The 19,559-nt window shown below is 57.3% G+C and carries 16 protein-coding genes; 10 read left to right on the top strand and 6 right to left on the bottom strand.

Annotated features, from left to right (window positions below; genetic code table 11):
• The coding region (locus ABSG47_RS12930) for an Ig-like domain repeat protein (protein WP_424170107.1) at positions 1-3,528 on the top strand (3,528 nt) is incomplete at its 5' end.
• A gap of 349 nt (positions 3,529-3,877) precedes the next feature.
• Here the strand turns inward: ABSG47_RS12930 and ABSG47_RS12935 are convergent.
• Positions 3,878-4,531, bottom strand: coding sequence for an REP-associated tyrosine transposase (locus ABSG47_RS12935; protein WP_424170108.1), 654 nt, complete (start codon positions 4,529-4,531; stop codon positions 3,878-3,880).
• Between the two features lie 133 nt (positions 4,532-4,664).
• Between ABSG47_RS12935 and ABSG47_RS12940 the strand changes: the two genes are divergently transcribed.
• From ABSG47_RS12940 to ABSG47_RS12960, 5 genes are all read left to right on the top strand, one after another.
• Positions 4,665-5,687, top strand: a complete 1,023-nt coding sequence (locus ABSG47_RS12940; protein ID WP_424170109.1) for a tetratricopeptide repeat protein — start codon at positions 4,665-4,667, stop codon at positions 5,685-5,687.
• A gap of 151 nt (positions 5,688-5,838) precedes the next feature.
• Positions 5,839-6,720, top strand: a complete 882-nt coding sequence (locus tag ABSG47_RS12945; RefSeq protein ID WP_424170110.1) for an undecaprenyl-diphosphate phosphatase — start codon at positions 5,839-5,841, stop codon at positions 6,718-6,720.
• Positions 6,721-7,409: 689 nt separating this feature from the next.
• Positions 7,410-9,299, top strand: a complete 1,890-nt coding sequence (locus ABSG47_RS12950) for a YncE family protein (protein WP_424170111.1) — start codon at positions 7,410-7,412, stop codon at positions 9,297-9,299.
• A 47-nt stretch (positions 9,300-9,346) separates the two neighbouring features.
• Positions 9,347-10,081 carry an acyloxyacyl hydrolase gene (locus ABSG47_RS12955; RefSeq protein WP_424170112.1) on the top strand — a complete coding sequence of 245 codons (735 nt, stop codon included), beginning with the start codon at positions 9,347-9,349 and terminating at the stop codon, positions 10,079-10,081.
• A 17-nt stretch (positions 10,082-10,098) separates the two neighbouring features.
• Positions 10,099-10,296 carry a hypothetical protein gene (locus tag ABSG47_RS12960; RefSeq protein WP_424170113.1) on the top strand — a complete coding sequence of 66 codons (198 nt, stop codon included), beginning with the start codon at positions 10,099-10,101 and terminating at the stop codon, positions 10,294-10,296.
• A gap of 21 nt (positions 10,297-10,317) precedes the next feature.
• On the opposite strand, the gene ABSG47_RS12965 is transcribed toward ABSG47_RS12960, so the two are convergent.
• From ABSG47_RS12965 to ABSG47_RS12980, 4 genes are all read right to left on the bottom strand, one after another.
• Positions 10,318-11,115 carry an SDR family NAD(P)-dependent oxidoreductase gene (locus ABSG47_RS12965; RefSeq protein WP_424170114.1) on the bottom strand — a complete coding sequence of 266 codons (798 nt, stop codon included), beginning with the start codon at positions 11,113-11,115 and terminating at the stop codon, positions 10,318-10,320.
• 17 nt (positions 11,116-11,132) lie between these two features.
• Positions 11,133-12,761 carry a formate--tetrahydrofolate ligase gene (locus ABSG47_RS12970; RefSeq protein ID WP_424170115.1) on the bottom strand — a complete coding sequence of 543 codons (1,629 nt, stop codon included), beginning with the start codon at positions 12,759-12,761 and terminating at the stop codon, positions 11,133-11,135.
• Positions 12,758-13,930, bottom strand: coding sequence for an ATP-binding protein (locus ABSG47_RS12975; RefSeq protein WP_424170116.1), 1,173 nt, complete (start codon positions 13,928-13,930; stop codon positions 12,758-12,760). Before ABSG47_RS12975 ends, ABSG47_RS12970 begins: the two co-directional genes overlap by 4 nt.
• A gap of 110 nt (positions 13,931-14,040) precedes the next feature.
• Positions 14,041-14,937 (bottom strand): SMP-30/gluconolactonase/LRE family protein, encoded by an 897-nt coding sequence (locus ABSG47_RS12980; RefSeq protein WP_424170117.1) that lies wholly within the window; start codon positions 14,935-14,937, stop codon positions 14,041-14,043.
• Positions 14,938-15,419: 482 nt separating this feature from the next.
• Between ABSG47_RS12980 and ABSG47_RS12985 the strand changes: the two genes are divergently transcribed.
• The 3 genes from ABSG47_RS12985 (at position 15,420) to ABSG47_RS12995 (ending at position 17,440) form a co-directional block, all read left to right on the top strand.
• Positions 15,420-16,676, top strand: coding sequence for a S53 family peptidase (locus ABSG47_RS12985; RefSeq protein WP_424170118.1), 1,257 nt, complete (start codon positions 15,420-15,422; stop codon positions 16,674-16,676).
• A gap of 195 nt (positions 16,677-16,871) precedes the next feature.
• On the top strand, positions 16,872-17,075 hold the full coding sequence (locus ABSG47_RS12990) for a hypothetical protein (RefSeq protein WP_424170119.1): 204 nt from the start codon (positions 16,872-16,874) through the stop codon (positions 17,073-17,075).
• A complete protein-coding gene (locus ABSG47_RS12995; RefSeq protein ID WP_424170120.1) occupies positions 17,072-17,440 on the top strand; it encodes a PIN domain-containing protein in 369 nt (122 codons plus the stop codon). Before ABSG47_RS12990 ends, ABSG47_RS12995 begins: the two co-directional genes overlap by 4 nt.
• Positions 17,441-17,455: 15 nt before the next feature.
• On the opposite strand, the gene ABSG47_RS13000 is transcribed toward ABSG47_RS12995, so the two are convergent.
• The gene (locus tag ABSG47_RS13000) at positions 17,456-18,637 is read right to left on the bottom strand and encodes a glycine C-acetyltransferase (protein ID WP_424170121.1); all 1,182 of its coding nucleotides are present in this window, start codon (positions 18,635-18,637) and stop codon (positions 17,456-17,458) included.
• A gap of 458 nt (positions 18,638-19,095) precedes the next feature.
• On the opposite strand from ABSG47_RS13000, the gene ABSG47_RS20960 reads away from it, so the two are divergent.
• Entirely contained in the window at positions 19,096-19,545 is a 450-nt protein-coding gene (locus tag ABSG47_RS20960) for a type II toxin-antitoxin system RelE/ParE family toxin (RefSeq protein ID WP_481133035.1), read from the top strand.
• Positions 19,546-19,559: the final 14 nt, after the last annotated feature.

A 19,559-nucleotide genomic window follows, 5' to 3' on the forward strand; every position in this document is an offset into this window, starting at 1 on the left:
CAGCAGGTGACCGCGTGGATGCAGTCGCATGGACTGACCGTTGCCAAGGTCTCCTCCGGCAAGTCCTCCATTGAGTTCAGCGGCACCATCGGGCAGGTCAACGAGGCGTTCCATACCTCGATCCACAAGTACACCACCACGAACAACGAGACGCACTACGCGAACGCCACCGACCCGCAGGTCCCGGCGGCCTTCAGCGCCGTCGTCAGTGGCGTCACCCAGTTGAACGACTTCCAGCCGAAGCCGCTGTACGTGACGCCGGGACAGGCCCAATACAATCCGAAGACGCACCAGGGCATCCCCCAGTGGACCGTTCCTGGCCAGGCGGGAGCGCCTCCGATTTATTTGCTGACCCCGGAAGACTTTGCCACACAGTATGACGTGAAGCCGCTACAGGCTGCGAATGTGACTGGCGCGGGTGTGACCATCGGCATCATCAACGAATCGAACATCGACATCAGCCTGGTCAACGCCTATCGCACGCTGTTCGGTCTGCCGGCGAATCCTCCGCAGGTCATCATCGACGGCAACGACCCTGGCATTAACGGTGCCGCACTTGAAGCCTACCTGGATGTCGAGAATGCCGGAGCCATCGCGCCGGCGGCAACGGTGAAGCTGTACATCGCAGGGTCAGAAGGGCTGTTGGGGGAGGGTGGAATCAATTTTTCCATGGTGCGGGCGGTCAATGACGATGCCGCCTCCATCCTCAGTTTTAGCTTTTCCAGCAACGAAGGAGATGTTCCCGAATCCTCCAACCAATTCTTCAACGATTTGTGGGAGCAGGCAGCCGCTCAGGGGCAGACCGTGTTGGTTGCAGCGGGCGATACCGGGTCTGCTTCGTCTTTATTTCCGCTCCTCGGCCTTGGCGTTAATGGCTTTGCGTCAACCCCCTGGAACGTGGCTGTGGGTGGAACCGACGCCTACTTTGGCGACTACGCGACCGGCGGCGCCAGCATCGCCAGCTACTGGAGCAATGCCAACGATGCCAACCTGGGCTCACTCCAGAAGCCGATGACCGAACAGCCGTGGAACGCATCGAACTACGGCCTGAACAGCACGACGTACGATCCTGACCCGCTTATATTGTATGATGGCTTTCCCGTTGGAGGCGGCGGTGGGGCAAGCAGTTGTGCGACGTCGAGCCCTGGCGTCCCCGATGCCTTAGGGTTCACGTTCCCGGTGTGCATCGCCGGCTGGCCCAAACCCAGTTGGCAGGTAGGCCCGGGCGTGCCGAACGATAAGGTGCGCGACCTCCCGGACGTCTCGCTCTTCGCATCGGCCGGGTACAACGGAGTTGTCTGGCCGATCTGCGCTTTCGCCGGCGAATGCACCGTTACCGATCTCAATCCCTCAAACGGTCAGCCGATCGTCACAGCAGTCGGTGGAACCTCGGCTTCGGCGCCTGCCATGGCCGGCGTCCTCGCGCTGATCGAACAGAAGTACGGCCCGCAGGGGCAGGCGAACTATACGCTCTATCCGCTGGCGAGACAGTTTCCCACGGCCTTCAACGACATCACGGTGGGCAGTAACAATCAGAACTGCACTGGTGACTTCATTTTCGTGCTCCTCTACGGCCTCGTCAATGGTTGTTCGCCCGATACCAACGGAGACGGGCTCGACTCCTTGCAGGGCTACTACGCCACCGCGGGATACGACCAGGCCTCGGGGCTGGGAACCGTCGACGTAAACCAGCTCTATACCAACTGGGGCAAGATCACCTACGCTCCGAGCAGCACGACGCTCTCGCTGACCCCCACCACCAGCACCCATGGACAGGGCGTTCTGGCGAGCGTGACGGTGACTGGAAACGGAGTGCCTTCAGGTCCTGTGGCGTTGGTCGCCAGCACCCCGCTTCCTAACAATAAGGGCCTTGACGCCCTGGTGCTCGGCAGCAATGGCAGCGTTCAGCAGACGTTCACTACGCTTCCCGGAGGCACCTATACCATCACCGCGCAGTTCAACGGCGATGGCATCAACGGCCCCAGCCAGTCGCAGCCGGTCAGCGTTACGATCACTCCGGAAGCAAGCGTTCTTACGCTTAGCGCGGAATACGCGAACGAGAGCGTCACCCCTGCGGCCGTCGGCAACATCACAGCGGGTAGTTCCGTTCCTTATGGAAGCGACCTCGTGTTGGATGTCACGATCGCTGCGGCGTCGGGTAGCCAGGGAGCTGCGACGGGCACGGTAACATTCAGCGATGGATCGACTGTGCTCGGGACAGCCGCCGTCAATGTTGCGGGGGCGGCGGAGTTCAAGGGTTCCTTCCTCTCCATTGGCAGCCATACCATCACCGCCAGCTACAGCGGCGATGCCAGCTATAACGCTTCGACAACCTCTCCGTTGCAGTTCACTGTAACGCAGGTGACAAGCGCGATCACTATTTTCCCCGATGGCACAACATTCTGCACACCAGTAGGGACGTCCACATGTGCTGGCAAATCCGATTACACTGCTGGGCAGGCAGCGGAATTCGAGGCAGTCGTAACGGGCAATTCAGCGTTCACCGGGGCTCAACCCACCGGGACCATGACGTTCCAGCTCGGAAGCGCCGCGCCTGTAACTCTTCCCATCATCCCGGAAATTAACAATGGCAACGTTCCCACGACAGGAGGAGCAACGGAGTTCTACCCCGCGTTGGCGGTGGGGAATTACTCGCTCATTGTCACCTATAGCGGGGACACCAACTACTCGTCGGCTACTCTCACCTACCCTGTTGTAGTGAACGCTCCAGCGGCAGGCGCATTGCTGCCGTCCACGACCACCTTCACCAGCAATCCAGCCGACCTCACCAATATCGGCCTGAGCACCGTTGTGACCTTGACCACGACGGTGACGGGGTCGGGAACGGTCGCACCTACGGGCAAGGTCGAGATGCTAGTGGGTGCTAATAACAACCCGTTCGGCCCAGCTACACTTGTTCCAGGAACCGGCAATACTTCGAGCGCGACGACCTCAGTCCTGGCAAGTGAGTTGATAGCTGGAAACGACGTGTTCGGCGCGATCTACCTTGGAGACAAGAATTACGCCGCATCCACCAGCGCGTACACCACGCTGTACGACGATCCCACGGACTTCACCTTCTCGACGCTGACGCCCAACGTGGCCATCCAATCTGGCAGCACGGGCACGGCCATGATCAGCCTGGGATCGGTGAATGGGTTCAACAGCACGGTGGCACTCACCTGCGCCGCGCCGAGCGCCCTGATCTGTACCTTCTCGAACGCCACAGTGAACTTGAACGGCATGACGACGCCCTTTGGGCGGATCGCCGGCTCGGTCCTTGCCTGCATGTTGTTGATCGTTCTTCCGCGGCGCCGCCGCTTCGGACAGATGATCGTCAGCGCCCTGGTGATGGCCGTGCTTCTGACAGCGGCCGGGTGCGGTCAACATCAAGCGCCGCCGCCCACTCCGACGCCTGTAGCACCACCACCAGTCGATGCGGCGAATGGAACGTACAACGTTGTGGTGACCGGAACCTCGCCCAACGGCATCATCCATAACACCACGATTACCGTGATCGTGCAGTAGCAGCTTTACTCCTTGCCCAGCCATCCGTGTGATGGCTGGGCATTTTTTTGCTTGCTGGCCGGCAGCAACATCAAGCCCTCTCAGAAGCTGCTCTCCGCTTCGCTCTCACCTCGCCGGACAGCGTATGCGTGGCGTGCGGAGGTGGGAGAGGGCTATTGCCGCTGGGATTTGTTTTTGTGGCGGGTATAACTTTGGTGGACCTTTCGCGATCCAGTTTGAACTTTTTGACCGAGATTTTGGTTCAAATGAGAGCTCTGTATGGTGAGATCGCTAATGAAATCAAGGGTATACGTGAACAGGCCGTAAAGGTGCCCCGCCGAGCCGATGGGAAAGGCGGGTGGCCCCGATCTCATATAGGCTCGGCATCCGTCGAGTGTGAGGGTGCCCCCGGTCCCTCGCCTTTGGGGACCGGGGAGTCATGGGAATCCGGCCCGCGGGCGCGCATCCATTCGGGCAGTTGCCAGCCTCTCTCACGAGCCGTCCACTCCGATTCGATCTCCACGGTTCCGCGCATGCCTGTTTGATAGTGGAGGACGCTCGACCACTTCCAATCTTCCGGTTTGGCAGCCAATCCGCGGCGAACCGGGTTGCGATGCATGTAGCGCAGCTTCTCCACAAACTTGCTGTGCGATGAGACATTGAAGTCATAATAATGGGCCTGCCAGAAGGGCCTTTCCTTGCTGCGCATCGAGACGGACAGCTTGAGAGCCTGAACCGCTCGGGATAAAAGCGCTCGCTGTGGCTCGCTGACCAGCAGATGCACATGCTCCGGCATGACGACGTATCCAGCAACCGCGAAGAGATACCGGAGACGCACGCGCTCCAGCGCGTCCTCAAAAAGCTCCATGGCCGGCGCCGCCGACAGGCAGGCTCGGCGACGATAACAACTCCAGGTGAGGAAGTGAAACTCTCCCGTTTGTTGATAACGGATACGCTTACCGTTCATGCAGGATGAGGATACACCGATGGATATGCGTGGCTTCCATCCCCGGGTGGCTTCCATCCCCGGTCCCCAAAGGCTAGGGACCGGGGGCACCCTCACCCTTACCCGTCGGGGCAGCCTCGCCCGTACCCGCACCCTCCAGGGCGCGTGCTTACCGAAACGAATTCCTTGCGTCGTTTGAACTATGATTCTGATGATGAAACGTTTTGCTTGCGTACTATCGATTTGCGCCATGGTGCTTTTTGTGCTCCATGCCGGAGCACAGAAGAAAAAGACTGACAATCTACAGAAGCCGATGGCTGGGCCAAGGGCGGTTGTGCTGCGAGTTACGTGGCTGTATGTGGCGGCGGACCTGAACTCGCAGAAGATGGACCGTGTGCAGATTGGCCGCGAGATGGTGATTGCCGAGCACAACGGGCCATGGATGCGCGTGTATGCAAATACCGACATTCAACTGGAGCATGAGAGCCCGGATACGCCGTTGATTGGCAGTCCGGACTCGATCCCGCCGCCTGTTTCGGGCTGGATTGAGGCCAAGGGAGTGGTGATAGAGACCACGCCGAACGGCGAACAAATCCTGATGGGCGAGGCGGCGAACGAGGAGTCGCTGGCAAACGATCCGCGTGGGCCGGCGAATGCGGCGAAGAGTGCCAGGCTGCTGTATCGCAGGATTGTAGAGATGTTTCCGAACTCGCCGCTGGCGCCGGAGGCTGCCTGGCGCGCGGCGGACATCCAGTGGCAGATTCAGAAAGCCGATTCGGCATCGCGGCCCTCTGCTAAGGAACGCGATGCGTATTTGCGCGAGCAGATGGACGAGGATGAGATGAAGAAGGTCATTAAGTTCTATCCGCATACGCGGCAGGCGGATATGGCGGCCTTTGAGCTGATCGACAACAAGCTGTGCGGCGACTGGCAGGGGCAGGAAAAATGCCCGGAGAAAGAGTCTGATTTGTACGAAAAATATGCCAGTGAACATCCGGATGGGCCGAGGACTGCGGAGGCGCTGTATGCGGCGACCTACCGGCAGGCGGTGCTGGTGGATATGTTCTCCGCGGACGGTAATGACAAAAACGCGAATACGGCGAAGGGGCGGGCGCATGAGCTTGCCGGGTGGCTGAAGGACAAGTTTCCGCAGACGGATTATGCGGGCCGGGCCGCGGCGCTGGCTTTCCGTATCGATCAGGGCGTTCCGGTTTACGGCATCGAGCACGAGTAGCTAAGAAAGCGAATCCGAGATGCAACACGCGCAGCCGCTGCGGGGTCGTATGATCGAAATATCCCTTTGCAGCGGGCTTTGTGACGTTCGAGGACGATATTTTCCGTTTTATTCATTTTGATTTTTACTTCTGGCTTATTCCGGAGGGCGTGTGAACGCTTATTTACAGTCCGTGATTCTGGGCATTGTTGAGGGTTTAACCGAGTTTCTGCCGGTGAGTTCGACGGCCCACCTGCGTATTGCCGAAGCGATGATGAAGATTCCGCTGGACGATGCGTACTGGGCGATGTACACGGTGGTGATTCAGGCGGGTGCGATTTTTGCGCTGCTTCTTCTGTACCTGAGCCGGATTCTGGATTTTTTCCGGACCTTTCCTCGCGGCGAACGAGGCGATAAAAACTTTTTCACGCATCCTATCTCGCTGACGATGATTGCGTTTATCTTCACGACGATTCCGGCGCTGGCGCTGAAGAAGTGGAGCGATAAGCACCTGGGCAGCCTGACGGCGATTGCGCTGGCGCTGGTGATTGGCGGCGTGATTATGTGGGCTGTCGATTACTGGGCCTCGCGCAGCGATCCTTCGACCGAGCATGTGGAAGATATGAACATTCTGCAGGCGATCTGGATTGGGCTGTGCCAGTCGCTTTCGGCGATCTTTCCGGGCACATCTCGGTCGATGTCCACGATTGCCTCCGGGCAACTGGCGGGGATGGACCGGCCGACGGCGCTGGAGTTCAGCTTTCTGCTCTCGATTCCGACGATGCTGGCGGCGACAGCTTATGACCTGTTCAAGGAGATTCATCCGAGCCGGGCGGCGCAGCTTGCCGGCGTAGAACCGGCGCATGTGGTGATGACGGGCGAGCGGTGGATTGTGCTGACCATCGGCTTTGTTGTCTCCTTCATTGTGGCTTTTGGCGTGGTGGAGTGGTTCCTGGCCTGGGTGCGGAAGCATGGGTTTACGATCTTTGCGATCTACAGGATTCTGGCCGGCGGGGCGCTGCTGATCTGGGGCGCGAAGCTGATGGGGCAGTAGAACTTCAGCTATCCTGTGCACGGTTGATTCCGAAGTGGCTTGATTTGTGATGGTTACGGCCGTCTCCACAGTTTCTATCCGAATCTTTATGCGATCTTCATTCTGAAACTGTGCAACTGTGCGACCCAGGGAGCAGGGTACAGAGGACGGGCTGCAAGTGACATACAGATCGTGAACCATGGACTGTAACCCTCCTCCATTGCCGATATTGCTGAAAATGAAAAGGCCCGAATCCGGTGGGATTCGGGCCTTGGTTTTCCTGCTGATTATCAGTAGAGCACAATCGACCTTAATTATGTGAAAACTATCTGAGATGTGAGTTGGGTACGAAAGGGCATTGGACTTTCGTAACTAAAAAAATTTGTTGACTCTATTTTTAGATTTGTGCTCATATGAGTTCGCCTTCGATCCACAAGATTACTTCCCAGTGCGCATTACCGTGCTGAATGAATCCAAGGCTGGGCCCCCTTGCGATTTCTTTGACTCTGCATTGACAACGCTGATTTTCCATCGCGGCATTTGCAGAGCCGTATCACACTTGCTCGCGCTGGAATTGTGACGAATAACCTCATTGCGGAGATCAAATCCGCCGAAGGAGAGAACACATTCGTTCATCTTTACCCGCCCCCCACCACGCTCAAAGACAGCATTCACATTGGATGAAGTTTTCATTACGGAATATCCCACTTATGTGTGGCTTGGCTTTCACGCTCGCAGGATGTACGAGCATCAACAACAATCTTCAAGTCAATACACTTCTTGGAAAATTTACTACAGGCGGTACTGTTAGCGTACCGTTGAGTAACCAACCAATTGCCGGTCAAATGCAAGCAACCGATTCAGGCTACGATGGCCATTCGTTAGTTGGCAGTGTCACAGAGTTTAGTGTAGTTACAAATCCGAGCGCGGTCATTAATAACGCCGAAATGCCTGCGTATTGGAATTTTCAATGGAACATATCGAACGACACGTGCTATAGCCCGACCTACCCTTATGATCAATTGACCAGTCCCGCAGTCTACAACAACGTACAGGTCGCTCCAAATGAATATGAAGCTTATTGGCCTGTTCAACTGTCCGATCCATCTCAAAGCTTCACATGTTATCAAAACATTCCCACAAATCCAGATTTCGCTCCTTCTGAAGTGAGTCCACAATTTGCACTTGACAATGCATTACCCTCAACCATTCAGGTTCATGCATTCTCGCCGATCCAGACTGCAGCCGCTGCCACTCAACTGAACATCTACAACACATCTTTTGCGAATCCAGCTACGATGACTGCCGATTCGATTGCTTCAGGCGGCGCCAGCGCTACTTTTCCATATCCTACGAGTCTTCCAGCGGGAGCGTATATAACCACAATTACCACCGGGAGTGGCACGAGCCTTACCACTAACGGAATGGAACCATTTTTCATTGCGCACAATGACACAACATACTCGTCCGCGTTCGGAGTCGCTGTGGCAATCCCCGCGGAAACCGTGGAGACATTCACATGGCATGCGACGAATAATGGGCCGTGCGCGGGAGGCGCAACGACCAGCACAACAAATTATGGCGGGAGCGCGCTTCCACTGGTAACACTGATGTCGGAAGGTAAGCTTGCTGTAGGAAGCTCCTCGAACACTATTTCCGTTGGAACCCGCCCAACAGTTGTTATCCCTTATAACGCCCAGGGCCAGACGGTTAGTCAGAGCGGCTCTTGCGGTCCATCGACTTTAACGACTTATTCCGGGGCACAATCCGCACTTGTTGTGAATACCGGGAGCAACAATGTTTCATTGGTCAGTATTGGCGAATATAGCTACCCAACAGGAACAGTCTCAGTAGGCACGGCACCGGTTGCCGCTGCGATTAACCCCGCCGGAACTTATGCGTATATCGCGAATTACGGCAGTAATACTGTATCCGAGGTGAGCCTTCAGAGTGTCGACGTCACTCATACGATCAGCGTGAGCGCACATCCGACATCGGTGGCATTTGACAGCAGTGGTAACCTCTGGGTCGGAGGACAGGGATATCTTGCCAAGATTAATCTGTCAACCTATGCTGTGGGGACAACATATTCCCTTAACGGCACCATGGCAGGTATGAGCTATGACGCGTCTGAAGGGGCATTTGTCAGCACTGTTCTTCAAAATGGGAATGCAGCATATGTAAGCAAGCCATCTTTGAGCAGTGGGACCACTGGCAGCGATGCAATTACATCCAGCACATCCGCTGGGATTTCGTATTCGACTACCGGCTCAATCTCTGTTTCGAGCGGGAGTTCGACTGGAACAGCAATCGTAGCAGATGCAGCTCCTTATGCTTCCTCAAGTATCGCTACCGACCTCGCGTTTCCAGCGCAAAATGCCTTTAACCCTCCCATCTACAATTCTTCCTATTCCAATGGCGACATCATCGCGTCCGCGAATGGAACTTCCTTCACCGTATCCTCGCTCTCAACAGGCAATATATTGATCGGCGGTACCACTCCGTATCCGATCCGAGGGGTCACGCTGACTTCAACCATGCTATATCTCACAATGCCGGAGAGTAATTCGCTCATCACCTTGCCACTACAGCTTCCTTAACAACTTAAAAGGGGCGCGGATGAACATCCGCGCCCCAAGGGATAAGAATGAAAAAAACAATCGCGTCGTGCGCATTCTTGATCTGCTTCCACACAATCGCATTATTTGGGCAGCAGGAGAACCGATTTGATTTCAGATCGAGTTATGGAGTTACAACGACATATTCGTCGAACTCCAGCCACATCCTCATCGGTATTTCCGAGGGAAGAGAAATTACTACCGCGGGCTTTGAATATACGCATCGGCTTCTGGAGAATGGCAGCGTAAAACTGGAGTATGCCGGTGAGGTGAGTCCGCTTTACCGCGAGAGCGATCCAGCTATTACTGGATACACAGAAACCTATGATGGGATTACTACCTTTTATCCAACAGGCTCGGCCCGGGTCGTCCTGACGCACGGAGGATCTCCTCCCGAGGACTGCATAACGTATTACCCGACTTGCGTTCCGGTGAATCCAGTGCCTGGGCCGAATGAAATCACATACGGATTTGCCACGGCTCCATTGGGATCGCGCGTCATCCTTCGGCCAAGGAAAAGAGTTCAGCCAACGTTCTTAACGAATGTTGGGATGGTTTTTACGCAGCGGACTATCCCCGTTGACGAAGCGTCGTCTATCAATTTTCAGTTTTCCTTCGGCCCCGGAGTGCAGGTCTTCGTTACCAAAAATTATTCGTTTCGGATCGAATATCTCTACAGGCACATCTCGAATGCCGATATCGGATTGTTGAATCCGGGCATAGACCAAGGGGTATTTCGGATTACCTTAAGCCGCCACCGATAATCACGTGATCTGACAGGGTGTCCCATGTTCGTTCCCCCTATCGCGAGGCAAAAATCGAAGGCAAACGCGGAGTGTCAGTGTTTACGGTGGAACCGGCTTTAAACGCGAACACTGACGATTACGCAAAAAAGAAGGGCGATGTGAGCCAGGCCGAGCGCACGATTGAGTTGCAGGCTTATTCCGATGGTGTGAAGACTACTTTGCCTTGGACGTAGTGGGGTGTGCGGGTGTCTGCTTCAATCGAGCTTGTAGGGCCAGTTGGGCTTAGAGAATGCGGCGCCATCTACCCAGAGTGTCTGGCCGCTGATGAAGGATGCCTGATCGGACGCTAAGAACACGACTGCATCACCGACATCTTTAGGCATGCCGACGCGTCCGATGGGGGCTTCTGTTGCCCAGATGGCCGCGTATTGTGGGTCTTCCTGCTCTGTGCGCTCGGTCAGGATGGCTCCGGGAGCGACGCAGTTGACGCGGATGTTGTATTGGCCGAGTTCGGTGGCGGCTATGGTTGTTAATGCTGCGATACCGGCTTTGCTGACGCTGTAAGAGACGAGGCGCGGGAACGGCAGCTTGATGCTGCCGGAGCCGATGTTGATGATCCCACCGCCTCCGGTGTCTTTCATCCAGCGGGCGGCGGCTTGAGAGCAGAGGAATGTTCCCTTGAGGTTTGTGTCAATGTCGCGGTCCCATGCGCTTTCTTCGAGTTCGAGGAATGGCGCCCAGGTTTGCGTTCCCGCGTTGTTTACGAGGATGTCGAGCCGGGTAAATTTCTGAGCCAGGCGATCGAACATACTCTGGATGCCTGCGCTGGATCTGAGGTCTGCGGGTGCGGCGAAGGCTTCCGAGCCGAGGGTGCGAATCTCATGGATGATCTGATAGGTGAGTGGGGATTCTTCTTTGTCGTTGATGGCTACGGTGCAGCCTGCGCGTGCTAATGCAAGAGCGATTCCCTTGCCTACGCCCTGCGCGGCTCCGGTGACTAGCGCGGTTTTTCCTGCTAGTGGTTTGTAGAGGTTTTGTTCTGCGCTTGTCATCTTGAGTCTCTCCGACTTTACGACATACCGATGATTTCGCCGTGTTCGTCTACGTCAATGGCGAGGGCGCGGGAGAGTTTGGGCAGGCCGGGCATGAGCATCATGGAGCCGGAGATGACTACTAAAAAACCTGCGCCGGCGGAGAGTGCGATGTCTGTGATGTGGAGCGTCCAGCCGGTGGGTGCGCCGAGGAGTTTGGGGTCGTCGCTGAGCGAGTACTGTGTTTTGGCGATGCAGATGGGGAGCTGGCCGAAGCCCCAGCGAGTGAAGCGGGCGAGGCTTTCTTTGGCGCGGTCGCTTAATTCGACGGCATCTGCGCCGTAGATTTTTTGCGCTACCTTTGTGATTTTTTCGAGTACGGGGTCGGTGGATTCATAAGCGGTGGTGAGCGCGGGGTTGGGATTGGCTGCGATGACTTCGACGACTTTCTGTGCGAGCTCGACTGCACCTTCCGCGCCTTTGGCATAAGCCTCAGAGAGTGCGAACTCTGCTCCATGTGCGAGGCAGAAGGTGCGCAGGGTGTCGAGTTCTTCTGGCGTGTCGTTGGGGAATTGGTTGATGGCTACGACCAGCGGCAGGCCGAAGCTGCGCACGATGGCGATGTGTTTTGCGAGGTTGGCGAAGCCGCGCTGGAGGTCGCCTTCGCCTTGCTGCTTGACGCTTTGGACGGTTGTTACCAGAACTGCGGCGGAGGGTTTGGTGCCGGAAAGTGGACTTACCAGGTCCATGTATTTTTCGAAGCCGAGGTCCGATGCGAAGCCTGTTTCGTTGATGACGTAATCGGCAAGTTGCATGCCCATTTTTTGCGAGACGATGGAACTGGTTCCGTGAGCGATGTTGGCGAAGGGGCCGCAATGGACCGTTGCTGGCGTGCCTTCCGTGGTTTGCACGAGATTGGGGAGTAGAGTTTCACGCAACAAGGCCATCATGGGGCCGGTGGCGTTGAGGTCGGCTGCGCGCACGGGATTTCCCTTGCGGTCCTGGCCGATGACGATGCGGGCGAGACGGGTACGGAGATCTTCGCGGCTCTCGGCGAGCGCGAGGATGGCCATGACTTCAGAAGCCGCCGTGATGAGGAAGCCGCTGGGGCGATTGCTGCCGTCGCGCTGCTTTTTGTCAGGAGCGGTTACGCTGACGATGATGCTGCGCAGGGCGCGGTCGTTCATGTCGAGCGTGCGCGGCCATGTGATGCTGTCGGGATCGAGGTCTAGTTCGTTGCCGTGGAAGAGGTGCGAGTCGATAAGCGCGGCGAGAAGGTTGTGCGCGGAGGTGATGGCGTGGAAGTCGCCGTGGAAGTGGAGATTGATTTTTTCGGCGGGCTCGACCTGGGATTTTCCGCCGCCGGCTGCGCCGCCTTTCATGCCGAAGACAGGGCCGAGGGACGGCTCGCGTGAGGTGAGGATGGCGCGCTTGCCGATTTTTTCCAGGCCCTGCGCCAGGCCGATGGATGTTACGGTTTTGCCTTCTCCGGAGATAGTGGGCGTGGTTGCTGTGACCAGCACGAGATGGCCGTTGCGATGGAAGCGCTGGTCTTTGAGCAGGTCGAGACTTAGCTTGGCGCTGACCGGGGTGCGCTTTTCGTAGAGGCCTTCTGTGAGGTCGAGCTTGGCGGCGATTTGTTCGATGGGGAGCAGGGTTTTCTTCACGCGGGTTCCTCGGAGAGTTCAGTGATTGACAAAGCTCTGAATCCATTGGCGAGCGGAAAGCTGTTAGGGGATCGGGAAAGAACCGCGCCAGCGGCCACTCGCGATTTACCCACCACATTTCGCACGAAATCGAGATTTACCGTGTCGCCCATGTCCGGCAGTTCGGTCCACTTCGCTTCGTAGAGCTCCAGACGTCCGCCGGCATCTACTAAAAAATCGACTTCGCGCGTGCGGTCGCGCCAGAAGAACAAGCTGCCCACGCGGCCGGCGCGCCGTTCACGATCGCGAAGCTGGGCGAAAACAAAAGTCTCCCAGAGAGCGCCGATTGCTGGAGATTGACGCAGCGCGGTCTCCGAGCGGACGTTGAGCAGGGCGCAGAGCAGGCCCGTGTCAGCGAAGTAGAGCTTTGGGCTCTTGACTATGGACTTGGTGCGATTCGAAAACCACGGCTCCAGCAGGACAATCTGGCCGGAGGCTTCCAGCATGGAGAGCCAGTGATTGGCCGTGGAAGGCGCAATGCCTACATCGCGGGCCAGATCGGCCTTGTTGAGCAGGTTTGCAGAGCGGAGCGCGCAGGCGCGCACAAACCGTTCGAAGTCCCGCAGACTGCCTACATTGGTGAGGAGACGCACATCGCGTTCGAGATAGGTTGCGAGATATGAGTTGTAGAACGCAACCAGATCGATGTCCGGGTTTGCGTAGAGTTCCGGGAAACCTCCGCGCGCGATGGCTGATTCCACTCCCACGCCGGGAAGCGCTGCTCGAATCTCAGAGAAAGAAAGCGTTTCAAGCTCCACGATGTCGGCCCTGCCCGCCATGGACTCGGAGACATTCTTCATCAATGTGAACTTCTGTGAGCCGGTTAGCAAGAACTGGCCATTGCGCGCGCGATGCGCATCGACTTCGGCCTTGAGATGCCGGAAAAGACCGGGCGCATATTGCACCTCATCGATGATGACGGGTGGAGGATAGCGCTGCAGAAAAGCACGCGGCTCTTTCTCGGCCTGCTCGGCTTCCGTGGGAAGATCGAGGGAGACGAAGGAATGCTTCGGGAACAGGCGCCGGAAGGTCGAAGTTTTGCCGGTTTGCCTGGCTCCGGTGAGCACGATGACGGGCCGGGTTCTGGAGGAACGTTGAAGCCGGGGCTCAACGGCGCGCGGAATCCACATGTGCAAAATATACGATAGAACCGCATATTTTGCACAATGATTGTAACCATTTGCTTCTAAAGGCTATAGGCCGACGACGAGTTTTGCCGAGGACTAAAGGCATCAAGCTCTTACTTGGGCATGGGGATCGACCAGGCTTTGCCTGCGCCGCGCTCGGTGAACCACAGGGTATCGCCAGCAGGCTCTATGCCGGTTGGTGTCTTGAGTCCTTCTTTGAGCACGGTCACGCTTGCCTTGTCTCCGTTGACGGTGATGGCTGAGATTTTGCCGCTGCCGTTTTCGGCTACGAAGAGTTTGCCGTTTGCGGCGCGCATGCCATCGGGTCCGTGTATTGGCTGATCCGTCCAGATGTCTACAGGCGCGCCGGGCTTGCCGGAAGCGTCCACGGGGATGCGATAGAGCTTGTTGAAGATGACGTTGTTGACGTAGAGCGTGCCGTCGAGGAAGGTGATGCCGTCAACGCCTTGAAGTGTTCGATGTTCGAGGTACAGATCCGCGGTGGATGCGCCGGCCGCGAGCCTGTAGATTCTGCCTGTGCCGGTGTCTGTGATGTAGAGCGCTTTGTCCGGCCCGATGGCGAAGTCGTTGCATGTGGTGTTGTCGCCGGGCAGGTTCCAGCGGAGCTTTGGCGCTCCTGTGGTGAGGTCAAAGCCTCTGAGCGCGGTGTGGCGCTGCACCGGCGTGGTGTTTGGTGTAGGGGTGAGCTGGCAGGTCCATAGCGTGTGCGTGGAAGCATCGGCGAGCATGCCGAAGAAGAATGTGCCGGGGCCTTCCGCGCTGGCGTCAATGAATTTTTCGGCGGTAGATGAGCCGGGACGCACCTTGTAAACAAAGGGCGAACTGGCGCTGCCGACGATCAGCGTGCCGTCCGGCGCCATGGTCAGGCTTTCCGGTTGCGATTTGGCATCGCCGATCAGGATTTCAGAGGGGGATTGGGCCTGCGTCAGGCTTGCGGCCAGAACAATGCAGACGGCGAGGATTCGAGTATTCAGAAGAAACATTGGCATGGCTCCGTGTGATTGGCATGGCCAGTATATAGAAGCATGGCTGCGTATTCGCAAATGCGGGGAGAGCAACGTACTGAAGATTACAGGCACCCGCCAATATGGATGGTGTCGATTGAGGCTTTCATCGGTTGAAGTTTAGCAGGACACAGTGGGAGAGTGATTGAGCGGTGGACGAACGGGAGTGCTATCCCACCCATGCGCAAAAAGCGCGCATGGATGGGGGACACGGCAACCGACCTTTATACCTTCGGGAGAGATGCTCTAGAAACTAATTCTCGAAGTTTGTGTCGCAAAAGCAGGCCGTGGCGTACAATTGCCCCGGCCAAAAAACCATAGTGGAAATCCGGCTTAAATAAAGCTGCGGCGTCATGCAGGCTTACAGCGTCACGGCAAACTCATGGAAAGCTTTGTTTCGATTTCGTTGCCATAGTTGATCCTCATATCATCGCGGTTCCATTTCACGACTCACTTTAGGAGAAGCCATGACACGACTGACTTTGCTTTTGACTTCCGCAGTGTCAATATCACTGCTTTGCTTTTCACCGCAAACACAGGCCCAGCGCCATGTTTTTATCCCTGGGTCCAGTTTGCCGCAGGCGAACAACGCATCCGGCCAGGCGATGGCCCACACGCACCTGCGCATCCTTGTGCCCTCGGCCACGCAGATGAACTTCGGCAAGGCCGCCACGCAGCCCAATGAACTTCCCCCGTTCCCCGGTTTCTTTTTTGAAACGCCGGCTTCGATTGCATGTATCTATCAGCTTGCGGAGCCCTCGGTCCGCGGCTGTAACCCGAATGTGACCACGGCCAATCCATCGGGCGGCGGCCGCGCCATTGCGCTGGTGGACGCCTTCGACGACCCGTCAGCCGTGGCAGATATTGCGGAGTTTTCGGCTCAGTTCGGCCTGCCGGCGGCAGATTTGACCGTGGTGTTTGCGCAGGGCACTGAGCCCGGCATCGACCCCACAGGCGGCTGGGAGACAGAGGAAGCACTCGATACGCAGTGGGCTCACGCCATGGCGCCTGGGGCCAAAATCTTCCTGGTGGAGGCAGCGACGAGCAGCCTCAATAATCTTTTTGCGGCAGTTCAAGTGGCCAGTAAACTGGTGGCCGCAGCCGGCGGCGGAGAGGTTTCGATGAGCTGGGGCGCGGGAGAGTTCAGCAGCGAAACCGCGGAAGACGGGATATTCACCACGCCCGGTATTGTCTACTTTGCGTCAACCGGTGATACGCCGGGTGTGGAATACCCAAGCGCATCTCCCAACGTGGTGGCGGCGGGCGGCACCACGATCTCCCGCAACAGCACGACAGGCAACTTTATCCTGGAAAACACGTGGCAGGATGCAGGCGGCGGACCGAGCCAGGTTGAGCCGCGGCCGGCATTCCAGCGTGACGTTGCCTATATTGTTGGCGGCACGCGCGGAACGCCGGACCTGTCATTCGACGCCAATCCGAACACCGGCGTATGGGTCTTTAACGATAACCCCGTACTCGGTGACGGATGGTTTATTGTGGGAGGCACCAGCGTGGCGGCGCCGTCGCTGGCGGGGATCACGAATGCAGCCGGTCACTTCAGCAAGAGCAGCGCAGTAGAGAATTCCGCACTCTACTCTGGAGAACAGCGGCGCTTCAATGACATCGTTTTCGGCGACTGCGGGCTGAACATCAGCGACTTCGCCCTGCCTGGGTACGATTTCTGCACCGGCAATGGCAGCGTGAATGGGCAGCAAAGGAGATAAGCACGTATAACGGCAGGAGCGCGGGTTTCGCAATGGCGCGGAACTTCGCTCAGGACGATACTCGCTGGACGCCCCGGAGCCGGGGTCCCAATACGATGATGTTTGTCGTGCGGGGCTTTCGGAGCCGGGGCGTTTGGCGTTTGCCTGCCGCATACCATCTGGAATGCTGGTATACGATATGGCAGGGAGAACAGGATGCAGGCAGCGAGAAAAATTACCGTGCAGATTCCCGCGGAGTTGCTGACCAAAGCGCAGAAGGCAAGCGGCGCTGGAATTACGCAGACGATTCGTACCGGGCTTGAGCTGGTTGCGGCCGGCAGAGCGTATGAGCGGCTTCTTCAGCTTCAGGGCAAGGTTCGATTTTCAAAGACGCTGCAAGAGCTGAAGGCAGACCGTTGATTGCGGCGGACACGAGCACCTGGATCTGCTTCTTTGAAGGGGAACCGGGTGAGGATGTGCTGGCTCTGGCCAAGGCCCTTCAGGCCAGACAGGTTGTGATGCCGCCTCCCGTGCTTACGGAATTGTTGAGCGACCCCGAGCTGCCTGCCGCTGTGGCGCAAACTCTGCTGGAGCTTCCTTTGATTCCGTTGAAAGATGATTTCTGGCATCGGGCCGGAAGACTGCGCGCGAAGGCCCTGGGCCGCAAGCGAAAGGCTCGGCTTGGAGACGCACTGATTGCACAATGCTGCATTGACGCCGATATTGCCCTCATCACGCGGGATGGAGATTTCAAAGCGTTCTCAAAGAGCCTGGAGTTGTTATAGGCATCGGGATCGCGGTCAGAGGCCGAGTTCGGATTTGGCTTCGATGAATTTGACTAACGCGAATTCCAGATTTTCTCTTGTGTGGGCGGCGGAGATTTGCGTGCGGATTCTTGCTTTGCCTTGCGGGACTACTGGATATGAAAACGGGATGACGTAGATGCCTTTGGTGAGCAGGGCTTCGGCCATGCGGGAGGCTACTACTGCGTCGCCAAACATGACGGGGACGATGGGGTGCGAGCCGGGGAGGATGTTGAAGCCGGCTTTGGTCATCTCTTGGCGGAAGAAGCGCGTGTTTTCCATGAGGCGCTTGCGGAGGTCGCCGGATTCCGAGAGCAGGTCCAGGACTTTAAGCGATGCGCCGGCGATGGGCGGGGCTACGGAGTTGGAAAAGAGGTAGGGGCGCGAGCGCTGGCGGAGAAGCTCGATGATTTCTTTGCGGCCGCTGGTGTAGCCGCCGCTGGCTCCGCCGAGGGCTTTGCCGAGGGTGCCGGTGATGATGTCAACGCGGCCTTCTACTCCACACAATTCAAGCGTGCCGCGGCCGTTTTCGCCGATGAAGCCGACGGCGTGGGAGTCATCGACCATGACGAGGGCGTTGTACTTGTCGGCGAGATCGCAGATTTTGTCGAGCTTGGCGAAGTAACCGTCCATGGAGAAGACGCCGTCAGTGGCGATGAGCTTGTAGCGCGCGGTGGAGGCTTCTTGCAGCTTGGCTTCGAGGTCGTCCATGTCGCCGTTGCGGTAGCGGAAACGTTGAGCTTTGCTGAGGCGGACGCCGTCAATGATGGAGGCGTGGTTGAGCTCGTCGGAGATGATGGCGTCTTCGGCGTCGAGGATGGTTTCGAAGAGGCCGCCGTTGGCGTCAAAGCACGAGCTGTAAAGGATGGTGTCTTCTGTGCCGAGGAAGCTGCTGATGCGGGCTTCAAGCTGCTTGTGCAGAGACTGCGTGCCGCAGATGAAGCGGACACTGGCCAGGCCGTAGCCCCATTCGTCGAGGGCCCGCTGCGCGGCCTGGACGATGGACCAGTGATTGGCGAGGCCGAGGTAGTTGTTGGCGCAGAGGTTGAGGAGGGGTTCGCCGCCGGTGGAGACCTGGGCTTGCTGCGGGGTGGTCAGGACGCGCTCGTTTTTATAGAGGCCGGCGGATTTGATTTCGGCGATTTTGGTTTGGAGATGGGATTGGTATGTGCCGTACATTGGGGTCCTCGTTCGATTTCAAGGATAGAGGATGGCGAATGGAAAAAGGGACAGAGGGAACAATAAACGCCGGCCCCTTCGATTCCAATCCCGATGCTGGAAGCAGGTCTGCCCGTTATCGCAGAAGGCCACAGGCTTCGAGCACCAGTAGTACTCGCCGCGGTACTGCGTGTTATTGGCCCCATTCCAGACCGAGACCCATTGGCCATTCGCGTTGAAGACAAACTCTGTGGTTCCGGCGCCGGTCACGGTCTGCACCCGCTGGTTGAGAGCACTATACCTGCACTTTGCGGTGTTTCCGGTTGGCTGGGCTGCGGGCTTTGGTGACGCCAAACCTTTCCGCAAAGAACACGGAAAGGATGCGGCATCCGCAGTTGTGATGGGGTTAATAAACAGATGAGTGAGTCACCCGCCATCCGACCATCTTAGACCCGCCCGCTCATCGCGATAAAACCGCGATGAATTGGGCACAACTGCGTCCGTGGAATGCGGAAGCGGAAAACGTCCGGCACTATGGCGGTTGCAGCGCGGGAAGGGCGCAGCATCCTTCCCGAAAAGTACGGAAACGTCTATCTCCTTATTTGGCAAGTGTTAGGCTACAGGCTACAGTTGTTCAGGTGAGAATATGCAACTTCATCCATAAGGGTTTGAAGAAGCTCTACGCGGACGATGCCACAAAGGGCGTGCCGCCCGATACGGTGGACAAGCTCCGCAAGATGCTTGCCTTTCTGGACGACATGGAAGACCCGGAAGAGTTGCGGATGCTGCTCTCGTGGAAGGCGCATACCTTGACGGGCGACCGCAAGGGCGCATGGAGCCTGAGCGTAACGGCCAATCGGCGGTTGACCTTTCGTATCGACACAGCCGAACGCGAGATTTGCGACGTGAATTTAGAGGACTACCACTAGGCCAAAGGAGAAGA

The sequence above is a fragment of the Occallatibacter sp. genome, from assembly GCF_049510455.1.
Lineage (GTDB): Bacteria > Acidobacteriota > Terriglobia > Terriglobales > Acidobacteriaceae > Telmatobacter.

Bases quoted from the DNA above. Each gene is read 5' to 3' on its own strand.
- ABSG47_RS12990 (WP_424170119.1), top strand. From the start codon at position 16,872: ATGCAGGCAGCGAGAAAAATTACCGTGCAGATTCCCGCGGAGTTGCTG.
- ABSG47_RS20960 (WP_481133035.1), top strand. From the start codon at position 19,096: ATGAATTGGGCACAACTGCGTCCGTGGAATGCGGAAGCGGAAAACGTC.
- ABSG47_RS12950 (WP_424170111.1), top strand. From the start codon at position 7,410: ATGTGTGGCTTGGCTTTCACGCTCGCAGGATGTACGAGCATCAACAAC.
- ABSG47_RS12965 (WP_424170114.1), bottom strand. From the start codon at position 11,115: ATGACAAGCGCAGAACAAAACCTCTACAAACCACTAGCAGGAAAAACC.
- ABSG47_RS13000 (WP_424170121.1), bottom strand. From the start codon at position 18,637: ATGTACGGCACATACCAATCCCATCTCCAAACCAAAATCGCCGAAATC.
- ABSG47_RS12980 (WP_424170117.1), bottom strand. From the start codon at position 14,937: ATGCCAATGTTTCTTCTGAATACTCGAATCCTCGCCGTCTGCATTGTT.
- ABSG47_RS12975 (WP_424170116.1), bottom strand. From the start codon at position 13,930: ATGTGGATTCCGCGCGCCGTTGAGCCCCGGCTTCAACGTTCCTCCAGA.
- ABSG47_RS12935 (WP_424170108.1), bottom strand. From the start codon at position 4,531: ATGGAAGCCACCCGGGGATGGAAGCCACGCATATCCATCGGTGTATCC.
- ABSG47_RS12955 (WP_424170112.1), top strand. From the start codon at position 9,347: ATGAAAAAAACAATCGCGTCGTGCGCATTCTTGATCTGCTTCCACACA.
- ABSG47_RS12985 (WP_424170118.1), top strand. From the start codon at position 15,420: ATGACACGACTGACTTTGCTTTTGACTTCCGCAGTGTCAATATCACTG.
- ABSG47_RS12940 (WP_424170109.1), top strand. From the start codon at position 4,665: ATGATGAAACGTTTTGCTTGCGTACTATCGATTTGCGCCATGGTGCTT.